We start from the raw sequence: 15,768 nt of genomic DNA, 5'->3' as shown, positions 1-15,768 counted from the left end.
CCCCTGGAGGCCCGCCGCCGCCCGCTCCGGCTACCTCCGGGGCCCCTCCCGGGCTGTTGAGGAGGGGTGCCCGTTGACCGCCCAGCTCATCAGCGCGGGCTCCTCATAGGGGTGGGCCAGGCGGAGGGCGGCCACGACGGCGTCGAGCATGTCTTCGTCAACAACGCATTCGATCCTTACCTCCGGGACCTGCTCGCTCCGGCCTTCCGAGCCGATAAACGGGCGGGAGTCGGCGAGCGGAGTGAACCGACCGGTGCCGGGGGAGGTGAACGCACAGTGTGAATAATTCCCGATCCTCCCGGCGCCCGCATCGCCCACGGCAGCAAGGACAGCCTCCGCGTGGTCTGCGGGAACGTAGGTCACCAGGGCATGCAGTTGCGACATCCAACCATCTTCTCAGTACCCCGCAGAAGGGCAGCGGCGCAGAGGGGATAACGCCACAAGTCGGTAACGGTCCGCCGATAATGCGGTAGGAACCCTTGCTTATCAAAGGCACAAAGCGGACGATGGATATGTACACCGATTGGGGCAATCTCAACTTGAACTCAAGGTTGTGAGCTGCAGGGCCTGGCGCGAGGGCCGGACCCGGCAGCTCAACGGTGTTCCGGAAGAGTGGGCGCATTGGGGGCGTCCATTTTTGCGTTAAGCGGCGCTTTCGGTCAGCCGGATTGGCCTTGCGGCGCAGGGGCCTGGGCGGCCACCGGCCGTGCAGCCTTCACGCTCAATCCGGCTCAATTGGGTGATGCCGGGAAGTTCAGGTATTCTAGTATCTGCTTTTGATTCAGAAGCTACTGGAGAATTCGCCTAGCGGCCTATGGCGCACGCCTGGAACGCGTGTTGGGTTAACGCCCTCGGGGGTTCAAATCCCCCATTCTCCGCGTATTGGCCCCGGTCCTTGGACCGGGGCCTTTTTGCGTTCCGGAGCCAACCGGCAAATCCCCGTCGGGACCCAACCGGCAAACCGTTCCGGACTTAGGCGGCAAATCCCAGGCGGCGAAGCCGCCGTCGTGCGGCCTGCTCGCTCGGTCCCATCCTGCCGCCTGGACGGACCCCGCCCAGTGCCACCCCGACGACGGCAAGCGTCACTTTGGTGCCGAACCTCACCGGAAGCGGAACAGGGCCCAGCCGAGGCGCCCGAAGTCCCAGCATGTCCCGGTATTTCGGTTCGAGGCTTGAAACCGCGGCGGCAAACAGCATCCGGTATCCGGGCCGCAGTGACGGGTGAAGCGGCGGATTACGGATGAAGGCCACAATTTCGGCCACCCTTTCATCGGAGCGGAGATCGCCGGCGTCGTACCAGCTGTCCAGCTGTGCCCGCATCTCCGCCTCGCTGAGGGGCGGCGAATCCACTCCCATCAGCCGCCCGGCGTGAGCCCACTCCCGGACGTAGGCATCCGGGCCGCCGGGGATGGGCCGGCCCCAGATCTTGTGTGCCGAGAGAAACGCGTCAGTGAAGGCGATGTGCACCCATCGGAGCAGTTCCGGGTCGTTGGCCGCGTAGCTCCTGGCGATGCCATGGGCGTCCACGTAGTCTCCCTGCACCGATTCGTGCAGCCGCAGGACGAATCCGGATGCCTCATGCGCGGCGGACGTGGAGCCATAGGACACGGTGAAAATCCAGCGGATTGTTCCGGCAAGCCGCCCCAGCGGATCCTCGCGGAACCGTGAATGGTCCTGGACGCCGGCAAGGGCGCCCGGGTGGAGGGCCTGCATCAGGAGGGCGCGGATTCCCGCCACAATGGTGGTCATGGAGCCGTGGACAGCCCAGACGGCGGATCCCGGAAGGTGATAGCCGGCGTCGTCACCCTCTTCCAGCCGGGGCACCCAGCCCGGCACTGCACCCCGCGTTCCGGTGAATGTTTGCCGGAGCTCGGCCCGCCACTCCCTGAGGACATTGCGCATGGTCCATTCTTGCGCATTTGGGTCCCAAGTAGTCGGCCGGAGCCCGCAACGGCGGATCCTCAACAACCCCGGCACCTGTGAATCAGCTGGGAATTCCGGCCGGAATTGGCGGAATCCCGGGGGAGCGTAGTGACCGGCACGATGTTGGGGGTTCACAGACGGGAGGGGGCTGTGTTCCCATAGGAATCGTAAGTCCGTCGAGATTGGGGTCTGGCGGGCCTATCGCAGGAGTCAGCACGTGGGAAATCACTGGGGATATGGACACGACGAACATCCCGGCAGGCCTTGCCTCGTCGCTGCACGGATACTTGGCGTCTGCGCCGTTTCCACGCTTGGCGTGATTGCCTTGGGCCTCCAGGGGCCCGCCTCGCCGCCGTCGGCAGCGGCTGGTGCAATCGCCCAGCAGGCCCCGATGGGCGGTGCGGGAAATGCGCCTTGGTGGCCGGAGGCCTTCATGAAACCGCTGGGCATCGCGCCGGCGGCAATCAACGTCAATGCGAATGCCCTGATTTCCTACAGCCGCAGCGACATCCGGACCATCTCCAAGAGCGGCAAGCGTGAACTGAACGTGGCCTCCGAAGAAGCGCGGCGGCCACCCGCCGGTTCTTTGATGGCCCCCCTCGAAGTGCTGACCGAAACCTCAGGCTTCGGCCTCCGGGTCAGCCCTCTGACCGCTACTGCGGGTGAGTTCCACTGGGGGCAGGACTTCGCGGCTGACTGCGGCACCCGGGTCTACGCGGCCGACGCCGGTGTGGTCAGGGCCGTTGGCTGGCACCCCTGGGGCGGCGGCAACCGCGTGGAGATCGACCACGGCAACGGGCTGATCACCACCTACAACCACCTGGAGGGGATTGCCGTCAAGAAGGGCGACTCCGTCCAGGTGGGCGAGGTCATCGCGAAAGTCGGCACCACAGGGTCATCCACAGGGTGCCACCTGCATTTCGAGACCATCCTCAACGGCGTCCATGCGAACCCGTTGGACTGGACGCTCCTGCCCACCAGGCAACTGGATGAGCTCGGGAACATCGACATGATCAGTTACGTCCCCGGGGCTGGCGCCCCTGCGGGTGATCCCACCTGGGCCATTCCCGTCTCTGCGAGCACCTCGCACGCGGTGGAGGGCGGGGACGCGGAAGCACCCGTTCCGGGGACGCCTTCAGCGCCGGCCACTGCGACGCCTTCCACCTCGGCAACGCCTTCGCCGACTCCTAGTGCAACGCCGAGTGCGACGGCGACGCCGTCGGCCACTCCGGGAAGTTCGACGACGACCACAACGCCTCCACCCACGGGCAGCACGACGGCAACACCGTCAGCCACTCCTTCACCCACTCCTTCACCCACTGAAACGCCCTCGCCAGCGCCGTCGCCCACCCAGACCGAACCGTCCACCGCGACGGCGACTCCGACGGAGACCGTGACGGCTGAGCCCCCGGCCGAGCCCACGTTCACGCCCCCGGCCGAGCCCACGTTCACGCCTCCGGCCGAACCCACGCTCGCGCCGACCGCCGAGCCCACTCTCGCCCCGACTGCCGAGCCCACGCTCACCCAAACAGCAGGGCCCGAGCCGACAGCCACTGCGGAACCGTCGCCAACCGGGACAGCCACCCCCACGCCCTGACAGCATCTCCTATCACCGGCTGAAAGCCGGCCGCCGAACTCACTCCGGGCACCAACCCATACACTTGGCCGTTGTCAACGAATAGCAGCCATGACCAGTTTCTTAAGGAAGCCCTCCGTGAATTCGATCCACTCCATTCCGCTGACCCTCAACGACGGTACGAAGACTGATTTTGGCCGCTTCAAGGGAAGCGTGGTGTTGGTGGTCAACGTGGCCTCCCAATGTGGTTTCACGCCGCAGTACGCCGGCCTGGAACTGCTGTACGGGAAGTTCCGCGACCGCGGATTCGAGGTCCTGGGCGTCCCGTGCAACCAGTTCGCCGGGCAGGAGCCGGGCAACGACGACGAAATCGCCGAGTTCTGCGAACGCAATTTCGGTGTCACCTTCCCGCTGACTGCGAAGGCAGACGTGCGCGGCAAGGACCAGCACCCGCTGTACACCGAACTCACCCGGTTTAAGACCGGACTCCTTCCCGGCCTCGTGAAGTGGAACTTTGAAAAGTTCCTGGTAAACCGCGACGGCGTGGTGGTGGCACGCTTTGCTCCCACGGTGGAGCCCGACTCACCCGAGGTCATCGCCGCCATTGAAGATGCACTGGCCTGACCGGCTCCGGCCGGAGCGGGTCGGCTCCGGCCGCTAGGGCCCAACGGCCCCTGTTCCTAAGTATGCTTACCGCCTAGACTGGCCGAACCCTCCCATCTGTCCAGCACGGCCGCGGCTTCCCGGTGGCGGCACTGCGGACGGCGCGGCCGGTCAATACCTGCCCGGGAGGGCGCATCAAAACTTCGTGAATCACACTGGGCACCCTTCGTGGCGCCGTGAAAACAGGAGGAAAGAGATGACAGGGAACAAAGCCGTTGCCTACAAGGGACCGGGCAAAGTCGAACTGATCGACATTGACTATCCCAGCTTCGAACTCAAGGACGGGCCGGGCGTCAACCCCGCCAACGTGGGCCGTTCAGTACGTCATGGCGTCATCCTCAAGACCGTCGCCACCAACATCTGCGGCTCCGACCAGCACATGGTTCGCGGCCGGACCACTGCGCCGGCAGACCTCGTGCTGGGCCACGAAATCACCGGTGAAGTGGTGGAAGTGGGGCCCGACGTCGAATTCATCAAGGTGGGGGACGTTTGCTCCGTTCCCTTCAACATCGCCTGCGGCCGCTGCCGGAACTGCAAGGAACGCAAGACCGGCATCTGCCTCAACGTCAATCCGGACCGTCCGGGAAGCGCCTACGGCTACGTCGACATGGGCGGCTGGGTGGGCGGCCAGGCCAACTACGTCCTGGTGCCCTATGCGGACTGGAACCTGCTGAAATTCCCGGACAAGGACCGGGCCATGGAAAAGATCCTCGATCTGGCCATGCTTTCGGACATCTTCCCGACGGGATTCCACGGCGCAGTCAGTGCCGGCGTTGGCGTGGGTTCAACGGTCTACATCGCCGGCGCGGGCCCGGTGGGCCTGGCAGCGGCGACGAGCGCCCACCTGCTCGGCGCCGCCGTTGTGATCGTGGGCGACCTGAATGAGGGTCGGTTGGCGCAGGCGCGCAGTTTCGGCTGCGAAACCGTCGACCTGTCCGAGGGTGGCCCCGCCGAACAGATCGAACAGATCCTGGGTGTTCCGGAAGTCGACTGCGGCGTCGACGCGGTCGGATTCGAGGCCAGGGGCCACGGACACGACGCCAAGGAGGCTCCGGCCACGGTGCTGAACTCGCTGATGGAGATCACCGCAGCCGGCGGCGCGCTGGGCATCCCCGGGCTCTACGTCACGGGAGACCCGGGCGGTGTTGATGAGGCTGCCAAGAAGGGCGCGCTGTCCCTCAGCCTGGGAACGGGCTGGGCCAAGTCGCTGAGCTTCACCACGGGCCAGTGTCCCGTCATGAAGTACAACCGGCAGTTGATGATGGCGATCCTGAACGACAAGGTGCATATCGCCAAGAACGTTAATGCCAAGGCAATCACCCTGGAGGAGGCGCCCAAGGGCTACGCCGAGTTCGACGCCGGCGCCGCAACGAAGTATGTCCTGAACCCGAACGGCTACCTGAGCTAAGCCGTCAGGGATCGAGTAACCACGTGCCGGCGGACACATTCTGAGCACGGAGTGTGTCCGCCGGACTACTCGTTTTTTCGGTATTTTCAAACATGCCTACTGGAGTTTGCACATTGTTGGCCGAATGTCTGGTTGGATAGATCTTACTGAGAGGGACACTGGAAGCACCGGCTTCCAACCAACCACGAAGGCAGTAATGGAGCTCATCGAGGCCGAACACCCGCGGCCGCGTCATTTTCTTCTCCACCTGAGCGACCCCCACCTGTTGGGAGGTCCGGATCATCTTTATGGCGCAGTAGACAGCGAAGCCCGCCTGAAGCAACTTTTTGAGGAAGTCATCGCCTCAGGTGCCCGCCCGGAAGCCGTGATTTTCACCGGCGATCTTGCCGACCAGGGTGAGCCCGAGGCCTATGCGAAACTCCGGGCCATCGTTGAACCCGCGTGCAAGGCAATGAACGCGCAGGTCATCTGGGCCATGGGAAACCACGACGACCGTGAGAATTTCCGGACCGGGCTGCTGGGCCAGACCGGCAACGACGCACCGGTGGATCACAGCTACTTCATCAACGGACTCAGGGTGATCACCCTGGATACCTCCGTGCCGGGATTCCACCACGGCGAACTGAGCCAGGCGCAGCTCGACTGGCTTGCCGAAGAGCTCTCCACACCCGCCCCGGACGGCACCATCCTGGCCCTGCACCATCCTCCGGTGCCGTCAGTGCTGGACCTTGCCGTCCTCGTCGAACTCCGGGGCCAGCCGGCCCTCGCTGCAGTGCTCCGCAACTCGGATGTCCGCACCATCCTGGCCGGGCACCTGCATTACTCCACCACTGCCACCTTCGCCGGTATTCCGGTATCGGTGGCCTCCGCCACCTGTTACACCCAGGACCTGAACGTCCCCGTGGGCGGCACCCGGCCGCGCGACGGCGGACAGGCTTTCAACCTGGTGCACGTGTACGAACACACCATCGTGCATTCCGTGGTGCCGATCGGCAGCGCGGCGGCAGTGGGCGAAGTGGTCAGTGCGGCCGAAACCCAGCGCCGGCTGGCCGCGGCCGGCATCCGGATCCCGCGTCAGGCCAAACACGGCAACCCGCCAACGCAGACCATCCCCATGATCAGCGCGGGCCGCTGACCAGCCCTGGCCTGACCCGTCCTGCTTTTTCGCCCTACTTTTCCCAGGGCGCCTTGATGGGGTAGTACTTTTCCAGGAAGTCCGTGACCAGTTCCGCGCGCTCCTCGGCCTCCACTTCGGGGAAGCTGCCGTCATTCAGGCAGAAGAAGTCCATGTTGCGCTTGGCCAGGAGCTTGGGCAGGTAATTCAGGCCGGACCGCATGGTGGTGTCCACGTACCGCACCTTGGCCGCCGTCTGGGTCACCGCCCGTCCGGTCAGCAGAGCGTAGTAGTGGTAGAACGAATTCGTCACGGAGATGTTGTCCGCCGCCCGGAACCGGCTGGCGGCCGTCTTGGCGAACTCCTGCGGGAATTCCTTCTCCATGGTGGCCACCACGCTGCGCCGCAACGGAGCGGCGGTGTGCTCCAGATGGCGGGTGGTGATGCGGCCGAACCGGTCCCACAAAAGCTTGCGGTTCACCCTGGCCGCATTTTCGAAACCGCTTCGCTCGGCGTCGTTGTCCCCCAGCCCGATGCGGGTTTCCGCCTCGATGAACTTGGTGACACCGCCCGGGGTGAAGAACATGTCCGGGCCCACGGCGCGGCCAAAGAACATATCGTCGTTGGAGTACAGGAAGTGCTCTGAGAGTCCTTCAATGTGGTGCAGCTGGCATTCGACGGCCTGTGAATTGTGCGTCGGGAGTACGGACGGGTCCGCGAAGAACTCCTCGCTGCGCACAATGGTCACTGAGGGGTGGTCAGCCAGCCACTCGGGTGCGGGCGAGTCCGTTGCGATGAAGATTCGCCGCACCCACGGCGCGAACATGTACACCGAGCGCAGGGCGTACTTCAGTTCGTTGATCTGGCGGAAGCGGGCCTCGTGGTCATCTCCTTCGCCCACCACGACGCCGGCCATCCGCGCCCGCCGTGCCGCGATGTACTCCGGCGAGCTGCCGTCCACCCAGGAAAACACCATGTCAATATCGAAACTGATGTCGCTGGCGTGGTCAGCGAACATGTTCTCGATGGTGGGCCAGGTGTGGCCGTACCGCTCCACGGTGCCACGCTTGGCATCGGTGGTGAGCATGGTGCGGCGGGTGAGCGAGTTTTCGATCGGCAGGATCAGCTGGTTGCCTTCGAAGCTCCACAGTTCGATCTGCACGCCGGCGGACGACCCGAAGTCGAAGCCGCCTTCGGGTTCCACGCGCGGGCGGTAGAGCCGGAAGATCCGTGCCTGGCGGTTGGGGGAGAGCTCGCCGTCGGCAACCAGGACGGAGGATTTCTTCTTGGCATCCACCGTCATGGAGTAAACCGGCTCGTCCCGGCATGCCTCAACGAGCGCGTCCCGGAGCTTCTTCCGGTTCTCCCAGTCCAAGGCAATAACGGGCCGGTGATTGTTGCCGCGGACCAGCAGGTAGTCCAGGCCCGCGTTGGCGAGGACGCCGCGGATGAACAGCAGGTCCTCCACCATTGCCTGGTACGGGGTGCGGGTGGAATTGATCAGCGCATAGCGCCCCCGGTGGCGGACCACGTCGGGGCGGTTTTTCAGCCGTGCGACAGCGGCCGCCGACGTTATCTCGGCATGGCTCCTGCCGTCGTCGGATGGCTGGCCGCCGTAGTAGATCTCATCCTGTACCAGTGCGTCTGTAATGGTGTTTCTCCGAGCTTTTGTTTATAGAGGTCCTACCTGCATGATAACCCGCCTAAAAAAACTGGACTAATCCGGACTTAGCCAGCCAGCGCGTCCCGCCAGCTGCGCAGGAACGCCCCGCCGGCGTCGTCGTGGATCACGTCGTCTGCGAGACCCAGATCGGCGGCAGTCAGTACTTCGTACGGCTTGACGGGCACTCCGTCCGCGGGGCGGACGTCCACATGCTTCACGTCGTGGTCGTTGTGGTGCAGCCAGTCGGCCATGGCGTAATCGGTGCGTGAATCGCCCACCGTGCGCCATGCGAGGGGGCGGATGCCCTGCGCTGCGAGCATTTCGACGGCCCGGCTGGCTCCCAGGTCCTTGCCCAGGCGGACAGACTCGATGTCCGTGGAAATGATGGTGGGGTCGACGCGGTAATCCACCTGGTCGTCCGAATCGGGCGCGTGGTGGTCCAGCCGCACCACGCCCAGGCCGTGGCGGGCCATCAGTTCCATGGCGTCGGCGTCGAACAGTTTCTGTTCTTCGAGGTAGTCCTTGCTGGCCACCTCGATATGCTGCTCCACGGACACCATGGCACGCTTGGTTTCGTCGTAGAACATGTGTTTCGCGTAGTCCTCGGAGACCAGCCGGCGGACGTCATCGCCGTAGGCGCGGGGGACCGCGAGTTCGTGGTCCACATGGACGGGACCGGGTCCGGCGGCCGTGTAGCTGAACCAGACGGCACCCTTTTCGCAGATGGCGTGGATGATGGTTCCGGCGGGCATCCCGGCAGCGATCATCGGTTCCATCACCTGTTCGCGGATGAACGCGTCCGAGCGTCCCGTGTTGAAGATGACGGGAATTCCCGCGGTGGCCAGCGCCACCATGTCCGCAATGATCTCCGGTTTGACGTCGCGGGTGACGGGACTCGCCACCGGACCGTCGACGTCGAGCAGGAGGGCAAGGGGAGGGGCCGACGGCGACGCGGCCGCCTGGTTTTCGGGTGCAGTCATGGCTCCATTCTCTCAGCCCGGGGCGGCCCGGCGCAGAATGTTGCCTTGAGGTTTGCGGCCGGCCAATGGTCACTGTTTGGCTACAACCTTGGAACTGTGCGCGGTCATTCGTTCCCTTGGGCGGGCAACGTCCTTAGGCTTGCAGGGTGATATTCAAAGCTGTGGGCGAGGGCCGCCCTTACCCCGACCATGGTTACAACACTCCCAAGGAGTGGGCCGCCCTTCCTCCGCGCCCTGTCAGGCTCGATGAGCTGGTGACCACCAAGCGCACCCTCGACCTCGAGGCCCTCCTCGCCGAGGACTCCACGTTCTTCGGCGACCTCTTTCCCCACGTTGTGCAATACCGGGGAACCCTCTACCTCGAGGACGGCCTGCACCGTGCCGTCCGGACCGCACTGCATCAGCGCACCGCCATCCACGCCCGTGTGCTGGTGATAGATGGCTAGGAAACCCAAGGACATCACCGTCCTGCACGGCCACCGCGTAGTCTCCGGGCAGGAACTCAGGGCCACGTTCGTTGAACATGACGACACCGAGGACAACCCTGTCCGGCTGCGCCGGCGGATCCTGCACGGAGTGGTGCTGGTCCTGCTGGTGGGGCTGATCATCTCCGCGATCGTCGTAGCGCTGGCCATTATCAACGGACAGATCAAGCTTCCGACGGCGGAGCGGAGCCCGTCTGCCGTCTCGGCGTGTCCCGCAACAACGTTCGACTACACACCGAACGACAAAGTCAGCCTCAACGTCTACAACGCCACGAACCGGCCCGGGTTGGCGCGTTCCGTGGCCGACGAGTTCCTGGCCAGGAAATTCGCGGTTGCCGTGGTGGACAACACGCAGTCCGGTTACCGGGGTGTGGCCGCAGTGGTTTCGGGGGCTGCCGGCCAGGCGGCCGCCTTCAGTGTCCAGCGGAACCTGCCCAAGTCGGACTACTTCCAGGACGGCCGTTCGGACGGCAGCGTGGATGTGATCCTCACCGGAGAATTCAAGGAACTGACCGCGCCGGCCCTCGTGGACCAGACGCCCGGCCGGCTCAGCTGCCCGCGGGAGAGCCGCCGGATCGTCGACAGCGCCAAGTGGCCGGTGATCCCGAAAGCGGGCTGAGCCAGGATGCCGAGCCTGGGAGGCTGAGCCAGGCTACGGTGCGGTGAGCCTGACGGGGCGGCCGTCGTCGTCGAACCGTGCCCCCGCGCCCAGCTGGATGAACCGTACGGTGCGGAGCACCGCTTCGGGGGTGCCGTCGCCGCGGGCGGCACTGGAGGACAGCGTGCCGTGGATGAGCTGCGCCAGCTGGGTGATGTCCGCCTCGGGAAGGTAGCCCTGCGCCATCGCGTCCCGCAGGATGTCCTGCAGGAGGAGGCTGAGTTCGCCCACGTGGTCCGCCAGCTTCGAAAAGGACGTCGGCGACAGCACGGCGGCCATGGCCGGACCCGGCGGCAGGTGGCGGCGGCTCAGGTCCTCCACCTGGGTCCGGACGTACAGCGCCAGGCGCTCCACCGGGTTCTCCAGGGACTGCAGCGACTCCCGCAGGCCGTCGAGGAAGCGCTCGGTTTCATCCAGCGCGTAGGCGATCAGCAGCTCTTCGATGTCCGCGTAGTAGTTGTACACGGCAGTGCGTCCGATGCCGGCATGGCGGGCAACATCGGTCATGGTGAGCCCGGGCAGGCCGTGGGTGAAGAGGAGCTCGCCGAAGCCGGTCAGGATGCGGCGTTGGGTCTCGGCTCGTTGGGCAGCATTCGTGGCGGCCGAAATCCTAGGCATACAGACACTTTACAGTGATCTGTCAGCAAACCACGGCCGCCGGCGCCGGGGAGTCAGATGGCGCAGCCGTCGGGGCCGCAGGCTTCCGCGCCGCCGTCGCTGCCATTGCCGCCTTCGCTGCCCGGAGCGCCGGCGCCGGCCATGACCAAGGGCTGCTTTTCCTGCCATGCCTGGTTGAGCGCCTGGCTGAACATCGCCGACGGCTGGGCGCCGGACAGGCCGTACTTGCGGTCGATCACGAAGAACGGCACGCCGCTGATGCCCAGGGCGCGGCCCTCTTCGAAGTCGAACCGGACGTCGTCCGCGTACTTGTCGGTGGTGAACAGCTCGTCCAGTTCGCCGGCGTCGATCCCCAGGTCCTGTCCCAGGGACGTGAGGTATTCGCGGCTGCCGATGTCCTTGCCGTGCTCAAAATGGTCGCTCAGCAGGCGCTCTTTGGCGGCATCCTGCTTGCCGTGGGCGGCAGCCAGGTGGATCAGCCGGTGGGCCGTGAAGCTGTTGGCAACCACGACGGCGTCAAACCGGTAGTTGAGGCCCTCGCCCTTGGCCTGTTCCGCCACATGGTCGAACATCTGCGAGACCTGGGCCGGTGCCATGCCCTTGCGGGTGCTGAGGTACTCCAGCTCGGTACCGTCGTAGTGCTCGGGAAGGGTGGGGTCCAGCTGGTAGCTGCGCCACTGCACCTCCACGGACTCGCGGTGCGGGAACTCGGCCAGGGCGGCTTCGAAACGGCGCTTGCCGATGTAGCACCAGGGACACGCGACATCGGACCAGATCTCAATCTTCATGCTGGCGACAACCGCGTGCTTACCGGGTCCATTCCCCGGCAGGCATGTCACGTTCGTCACTGGGCAGCTTGGGGGTGGGGGACCGCCCGCTCCATCACGAAGTCGTGCTCCACCGTGGTTCCCAGGTTGAACGATTTGGTGCCGACCTTCCGGAAGCCGGATTTCTCGTAGAAACGGATGGCCTTGGCGTTCTGGCTGTTGACGCCCAGCCACATGCCGCGGGCTCCGGATGCTGCGGCCTGGCCGAGGCTCGCGTGCATGAGCTCGGCCGCGGCACCGAGCCCGTGATGGTCCGGGTGGACATAGCATTTGCTGAGCTCCGCCGAGGGCAACAGGGTCAGCGCGGCGGCAACGTCCGGATCAGCGGCCGGCCGGTCCACGAGCATGCTGTAACCGCGGAGGTCCCCGTCGGAATCGATCACCAGGACCGTGATGCCGGGGTCCGCCAGATAGCTCCGGAAGTTCGCCTCGCTGAGGGTGTTGGCAAGGTGCGCCGCGATATCGGCGGGGGAGGACTGCGGCGGGCAGGCCAGCGGAAAGGTGACGGCGGCGAGCCCTGCCAGCGACCCGGCGTCGTCCGCTGTTGCTTTGCGGATGGTGTGCGTCATGCCCAAAATCCTAGCCCGCGACCTCCGCGAGGTAGGTCCTGATGCTGTCGACCACCAGTTGATGGTCGTCGTCCGAGGACAGCCCGGAGGCCGTGACTGCGGCCACGACGCCCGTGCCCCGCACCCGGACAGGGAAGGAGCCTCCGGCCAGCGTGTAGTCCTCCGGCGTGAGCCACCCTCCTTGTGTGGGATCGGAGGCCTTGGCCGAGAACTCCTCGGACAGCAATGCCGTGCTGTGCTCAAAGCGCAGCGTGGACGCCGCTTTGCGGCGGATCCATTCCTCCTGGTCGGCTGTGGCGCCGGGCAGGACGCAGCGGAACAGCACTATGTTGTGGCGCCGGATATCGATGGCCACGGAATGGCCGGCGGCGATGGCGCGGTTGGCGATGAGGGAGCCGAGGCGCCAGGCGTCGTGATGGTCAAAGCCCGGGAAAACGAGCTCTTCCTCGTGCCGGCGCAGTTCGGTGATCCGCGGTGATTCGCTGTCAGTCATTAGGAGTCCCCTGAACGGCAACGTCGGCGTCGTAGCTGAGCCCGATCTGGCGGCGGATTTCGTCCATCGCCGCCATAACGGCCACTGATTCACTTGGAGGAAGGATGGTGCCGGCGGTATCGCCCGCTCTGATGAGGCGTTCCAGCTCTGCAGCCTGGTACTGCATGCCGCGGCTGGCGACGGGCTGCTCGTAGCGTTCAATGACGCTGCCATCCACGGCATGAACGGTGAAGGGCACGGGGTTGTACCAGGTGGATTCGAGGTCGATCCACCCTTCGGTCCCGATGACCATGGCCCGGTTGGCGCTGGCGGCGTCCAGTTCGCAGTCCACAATGGCCTGCTGACCGCCGGCATAGTCAAAGATCGCTGCAGTCTGCCGGTCCACACCCGTCGCGGTCATCGAGGCACTGGCGCGAATGGTCTCCGGGGTGCCCAGGATGTCGAACGCAAAGGAGACCGGGTAGATGCCGAGGTCCAGCAGCGCTCCGCCGCCCAGTGCAGGATCGTTTAGCCGGTGCGCAGGATCCTTGGGCAGGCTCTGGTTGTGGCTGGCCACCACTTTCCGGACCTCGCCGATGGTGCCTTCCTGGATGATTTCGCGGAGGCGGACCATGTGCGGCAGGAACCGGGTCCACATGGCTTCCAGCGCCACGAGTCCCTTGGATTCCGCGAGGCCAACAATGTCCCGGGCCTCGCGGGCGTTCATGGTGAACGACTTCTCCACGAGCACATGCTTGCCGGCATTCAACGCCAGTAGCGCGTTCGCGTGGTGGAAAGGGTGCGGCGTGGCGATGTAGACCACGTCAACCAGCGGGTCCGCCACCAAATCCTCATAGCTGCCGTGCGCGGTTGCCACGCCGTACTGCTCGGCAAACGCTTTGCTCGAGTCCAGCGAGCGTGACCCGACGGCCTGGACCGTGAAGCCGTTCTCGTTCAGGTCCTGAGCCTGCAGCCCGGCGGTGAAGCCGGTGCCAAGGATGCCCCAGCGGATCGCTCCGTCGGAAGTGCCGGTGGGTTGATTAGCCACGAACGTTGTCCTTTGATGGGTTGGTGTTGGCCAGCGGGTACGCCACAAACGCAAAGCGCCTGGAATCCGGCGACCAACTGTTGACGTTGAGGGTTCCCTGGCCGCCGAAGAGGGGCCAGATGTGCAGCGGTGCGGTCCAGTCGCCGGTGGAGACAAGCACGACGGCGACCGGCAGGTCCGCGGGGTGGCCCTCCGTGCCTGCGGGGAAGCGGATGTAGCTGGCCAGCTCGCCGTTGTGGGAGAGATGCGGGAACCAGTCGACGGTGTGGCTTTCAAGGAGGCGTTCGAAACCGCTGCCGTCAACCTGCACGCGGGCAAGCTGTGCATGGCCGGGGAGGGCGCTGAAGGACTCCGTGTTCAGATAGAGCCACTTGCCGTCGGGCGAATATTCCGGCCCGTCGCAATGGCCGGGGCCGACATCAACGCCGGCGGTAGCGCCGCCGTCGGACGGTATGGTCCTGAGCCGGCCCGGCAGCGTAAAGTCGCCCGCCTCGATACCCACGTAGGCTAGTTCGCGGCCGTCCGGGCTGACGCCGTGGAGGAAGTGGAAGGAGCCGTCGTCGTCGGTGATCCGCTCCGCCTCGCCGCCGCCAAGCGGGGCACGGTAGATGTGCCCGTCGTTCGCCGAGAGGTAGATCGCCTGCCCGTCGGGCGCCAGGACGTGGTCGTTGTTGAGATCCGGGCTGCCGCCCAGGGGGACGTGGCTGAGCCTCCCGTCCGCCACATCGAAGCTCCACAGCTTCCCGTCCCCGTTGAGGATCAGGGCCGAGCCGTCCAGGGTCCAGTTCGGCGCTTCGAGGAGGAGTTCGTCGGTGCTGTAGACAAGTTCGGATTCGCCCGTGGCGGACGCTATCCACACTTCGCAGCGCTGGCCGGGCTGAAGGGTGCGCAGCATGCTCAGAGCTCCTTGATCCGGATGTTCCGCCACCGGCACTGCGCGCCCTTGCCCCAGCGGGCTTCGCCGAACATGGAGTCGTTGTCGTGGACTTCCAAGGCGATATGCCCGCGCTCGCCGAGGACACCCAGGACATCCGCCGGGTTGTAGTTCGGCGAGTCCAGCGTGGCGGTGTCCAGTTCGGCGATCTTGAGTCCGTTGACCCAGGTGGTGATGACCGGCAGGGCACCGACGCAGCGGATGCGGAGTTCGTTCCAGCCGCTCCAGCGCCAGACGTCGAGGAAGTCCCCGACGTCGGCGGCGTGCTTCAGGCGGGCACGCTTTTCCTCCGTAACAGGCTCCACCGAGGTGGCCGGGTTGTCCGTAATCAAACCGGTTGGCCGGCCGTCAGCGTCCATTGCCACATTGACGGCGAAGGGGACGGCGGAGAAGCTCGCCAGCCCGTTGCCGAAGAACCCGCCGATGCCGCCGGAGGGGCGGTGGTCCACGAGAACCTGGAAACCTTCCCATGTATCCGGCCGGCGCCGGATCATCACGCCGGTGTCTGCCGGCCAGTCAGGGCGCATGTCCAGCACGAGTTCGAAGTCGCCGAAGGCCTGCTCGCTCACCAGGTAGCCGCCGTAGCCGCTGCCGGGGGAGTCCTGCTCGCCCACCAGGACGCCGTCTTCCACGAACCAGCGGGCCGGGTGCTTCTCGGGTTCCACAGGTGGGGTCAACCCCAGGGCGGCAAAGCGTTCCGAGAGGGCCGGGCCGCCCGGATACTCGGTGCCATAGACGCGTGGCACGGATCGCCACCCGGCCAGGGTGGTGCCGTCGAACAGCGGCACAAAACCGTCGTCGCCATCGTGCGTTGCAGTGCCTGCCATGAA

The 15,768-nt window shown here is 65.5% G+C and carries 17 protein-coding genes and 1 tRNA gene; 7 read left to right on the top strand and 11 right to left on the bottom strand.

Annotation, left to right across the window (positions count from 1 at the left end):
* Window positions 1-30 precede the first annotated feature (30 nt).
* On the bottom strand, window positions 31-384 hold the full coding sequence (locus AC6JAC_RS19230; RefSeq protein ID WP_454697553.1) for a YqfO family protein: 354 nt from the start codon (window positions 382-384) through the stop codon (window positions 31-33).
* 409 nt (window positions 385-793) lie between these two features.
* Here AC6JAC_RS19230 and AC6JAC_RS19225 point away from each other — a divergent pair.
* Window positions 794-878, top strand: a tRNA-Ser gene (locus AC6JAC_RS19225).
* Between the two features lie 94 nt (window positions 879-972).
* Here AC6JAC_RS19225 and AC6JAC_RS19220 read toward each other — a convergent pair.
* A complete protein-coding gene (locus AC6JAC_RS19220) occupies window positions 973-1,902 on the bottom strand; it encodes an oxygenase MpaB family protein (RefSeq protein WP_028272920.1) in 930 nt (309 codons plus the stop codon).
* A 238-nt stretch (window positions 1,903-2,140) separates the two neighbouring features.
* Between AC6JAC_RS19220 and AC6JAC_RS19215 the strand changes: the two genes are divergently transcribed.
* The 4 genes from AC6JAC_RS19215 (at window position 2,141) to AC6JAC_RS19200 (ending at window position 6,705) form a co-directional block, all read left to right on the top strand.
* Entirely contained in the window at window positions 2,141-3,520 is a 1,380-nt protein-coding gene (locus AC6JAC_RS19215) for a M23 family metallopeptidase (protein WP_497966134.1), read from the top strand.
* A 117-nt stretch (window positions 3,521-3,637) separates the two neighbouring features.
* A complete protein-coding gene (locus AC6JAC_RS19210) occupies window positions 3,638-4,123 on the top strand; it encodes a glutathione peroxidase (RefSeq protein WP_028272921.1) in 486 nt (161 codons plus the stop codon).
* 235 nt (window positions 4,124-4,358) lie between these two features.
* Entirely contained in the window at window positions 4,359-5,570 is a 1,212-nt protein-coding gene (fdhA, locus tag AC6JAC_RS19205) for a formaldehyde dehydrogenase, glutathione-independent (protein WP_028272922.1), read from the top strand.
* 196 nt (window positions 5,571-5,766) lie between these two features.
* Entirely contained in the window at window positions 5,767-6,705 is a 939-nt protein-coding gene (locus AC6JAC_RS19200) for a phosphodiesterase (RefSeq protein WP_043439880.1), read from the top strand.
* Between the two features lie 34 nt (window positions 6,706-6,739).
* Here the strand turns inward: AC6JAC_RS19200 and AC6JAC_RS19195 are convergent, their stop codons facing one another.
* Together AC6JAC_RS19195 and AC6JAC_RS19190 are read right to left on the bottom strand one after the other, a co-directional pair.
* Window positions 6,740-8,215, bottom strand: a complete 1,476-nt coding sequence (locus AC6JAC_RS19195) for a stealth family protein (RefSeq protein ID WP_231511441.1) — start codon at window positions 8,213-8,215, stop codon at window positions 6,740-6,742.
* 197 nt (window positions 8,216-8,412) lie between these two features.
* The gene (locus AC6JAC_RS19190; protein WP_347898312.1) at window positions 8,413-9,327 is read right to left on the bottom strand and encodes a Cof-type HAD-IIB family hydrolase; all 915 of its coding nucleotides are present in this window, start codon (window positions 9,325-9,327) and stop codon (window positions 8,413-8,415) included.
* 146 nt (window positions 9,328-9,473) lie between these two features.
* Between AC6JAC_RS19190 and AC6JAC_RS19185 the strand changes: the two genes are divergently transcribed.
* On the top strand, window positions 9,474-9,773 hold the full coding sequence (locus AC6JAC_RS19185; RefSeq protein WP_028272925.1) for a type II toxin-antitoxin system VapB family antitoxin: 300 nt from the start codon (window positions 9,474-9,476) through the stop codon (window positions 9,771-9,773).
* A complete protein-coding gene (locus AC6JAC_RS19180) occupies window positions 9,766-10,431 on the top strand; it encodes a LytR C-terminal domain-containing protein (protein ID WP_347898310.1) in 666 nt (221 codons plus the stop codon). The genes AC6JAC_RS19185 and AC6JAC_RS19180 overlap by 8 nt, the downstream gene beginning before the upstream one ends.
* Before the next feature lie 33 nt (window positions 10,432-10,464).
* Here AC6JAC_RS19180 and AC6JAC_RS19175 read toward each other — a convergent pair whose 3' ends face one another.
* From AC6JAC_RS19175 to AC6JAC_RS19145, 7 genes are read right to left on the bottom strand one after another with little or no spacing between them, the layout of a single operon-like run.
* Entirely contained in the window at window positions 10,465-11,088 is a 624-nt protein-coding gene (locus AC6JAC_RS19175; protein WP_347898308.1) for a TetR/AcrR family transcriptional regulator, read from the bottom strand.
* Window positions 11,089-11,141: 53 nt separating this feature from the next.
* Entirely contained in the window at window positions 11,142-11,876 is a 735-nt protein-coding gene (locus tag AC6JAC_RS19170) for a DsbA family oxidoreductase (RefSeq protein WP_454697557.1), read from the bottom strand.
* Window positions 11,877-11,932: 56 nt separating this feature from the next.
* Window positions 11,933-12,484 (bottom strand): GNAT family N-acetyltransferase, encoded by a 552-nt coding sequence (locus AC6JAC_RS19165; RefSeq protein ID WP_497966129.1) that lies wholly within the window; start codon window positions 12,482-12,484, stop codon window positions 11,933-11,935.
* A 10-nt stretch (window positions 12,485-12,494) separates the two neighbouring features.
* Window positions 12,495-12,977 carry a heme-degrading domain-containing protein gene (locus AC6JAC_RS19160; protein WP_497966127.1) on the bottom strand — a complete coding sequence of 161 codons (483 nt, stop codon included), beginning with the start codon at window positions 12,975-12,977 and terminating at the stop codon, window positions 12,495-12,497.
* Window positions 12,970-14,004: a Gfo/Idh/MocA family protein gene (locus AC6JAC_RS19155; RefSeq protein WP_497966125.1), complete on the bottom strand. Its 1,035-nt coding sequence runs from the start codon at window positions 14,002-14,004 to the stop codon at window positions 12,970-12,972. Before AC6JAC_RS19155 ends, AC6JAC_RS19160 begins: the two co-directional genes overlap by 8 nt.
* Window positions 13,997-14,899 (bottom strand): TolB family protein, encoded by a 903-nt coding sequence (locus AC6JAC_RS19150; RefSeq protein ID WP_497966123.1) that lies wholly within the window; start codon window positions 14,897-14,899, stop codon window positions 13,997-13,999. The genes AC6JAC_RS19155 and AC6JAC_RS19150 overlap by 8 nt, the downstream gene beginning before the upstream one ends.
* A gap of 2 nt (window positions 14,900-14,901) precedes the next feature.
* Window positions 14,902-15,765, bottom strand: coding sequence for a 3-keto-disaccharide hydrolase (locus AC6JAC_RS19145; RefSeq protein ID WP_497966121.1), 864 nt, complete (start codon window positions 15,763-15,765; stop codon window positions 14,902-14,904).
* Between the last annotated feature and the right edge of the window lie 3 nt (window positions 15,766-15,768).

The organism is Arthrobacter sp. KUASC02 (genome assembly GCF_059739395.1).
The sequence above is the reverse complement of the archived record's forward strand: the minus strand, read 5'-3'. Positions and strand labels throughout refer to the sequence as shown.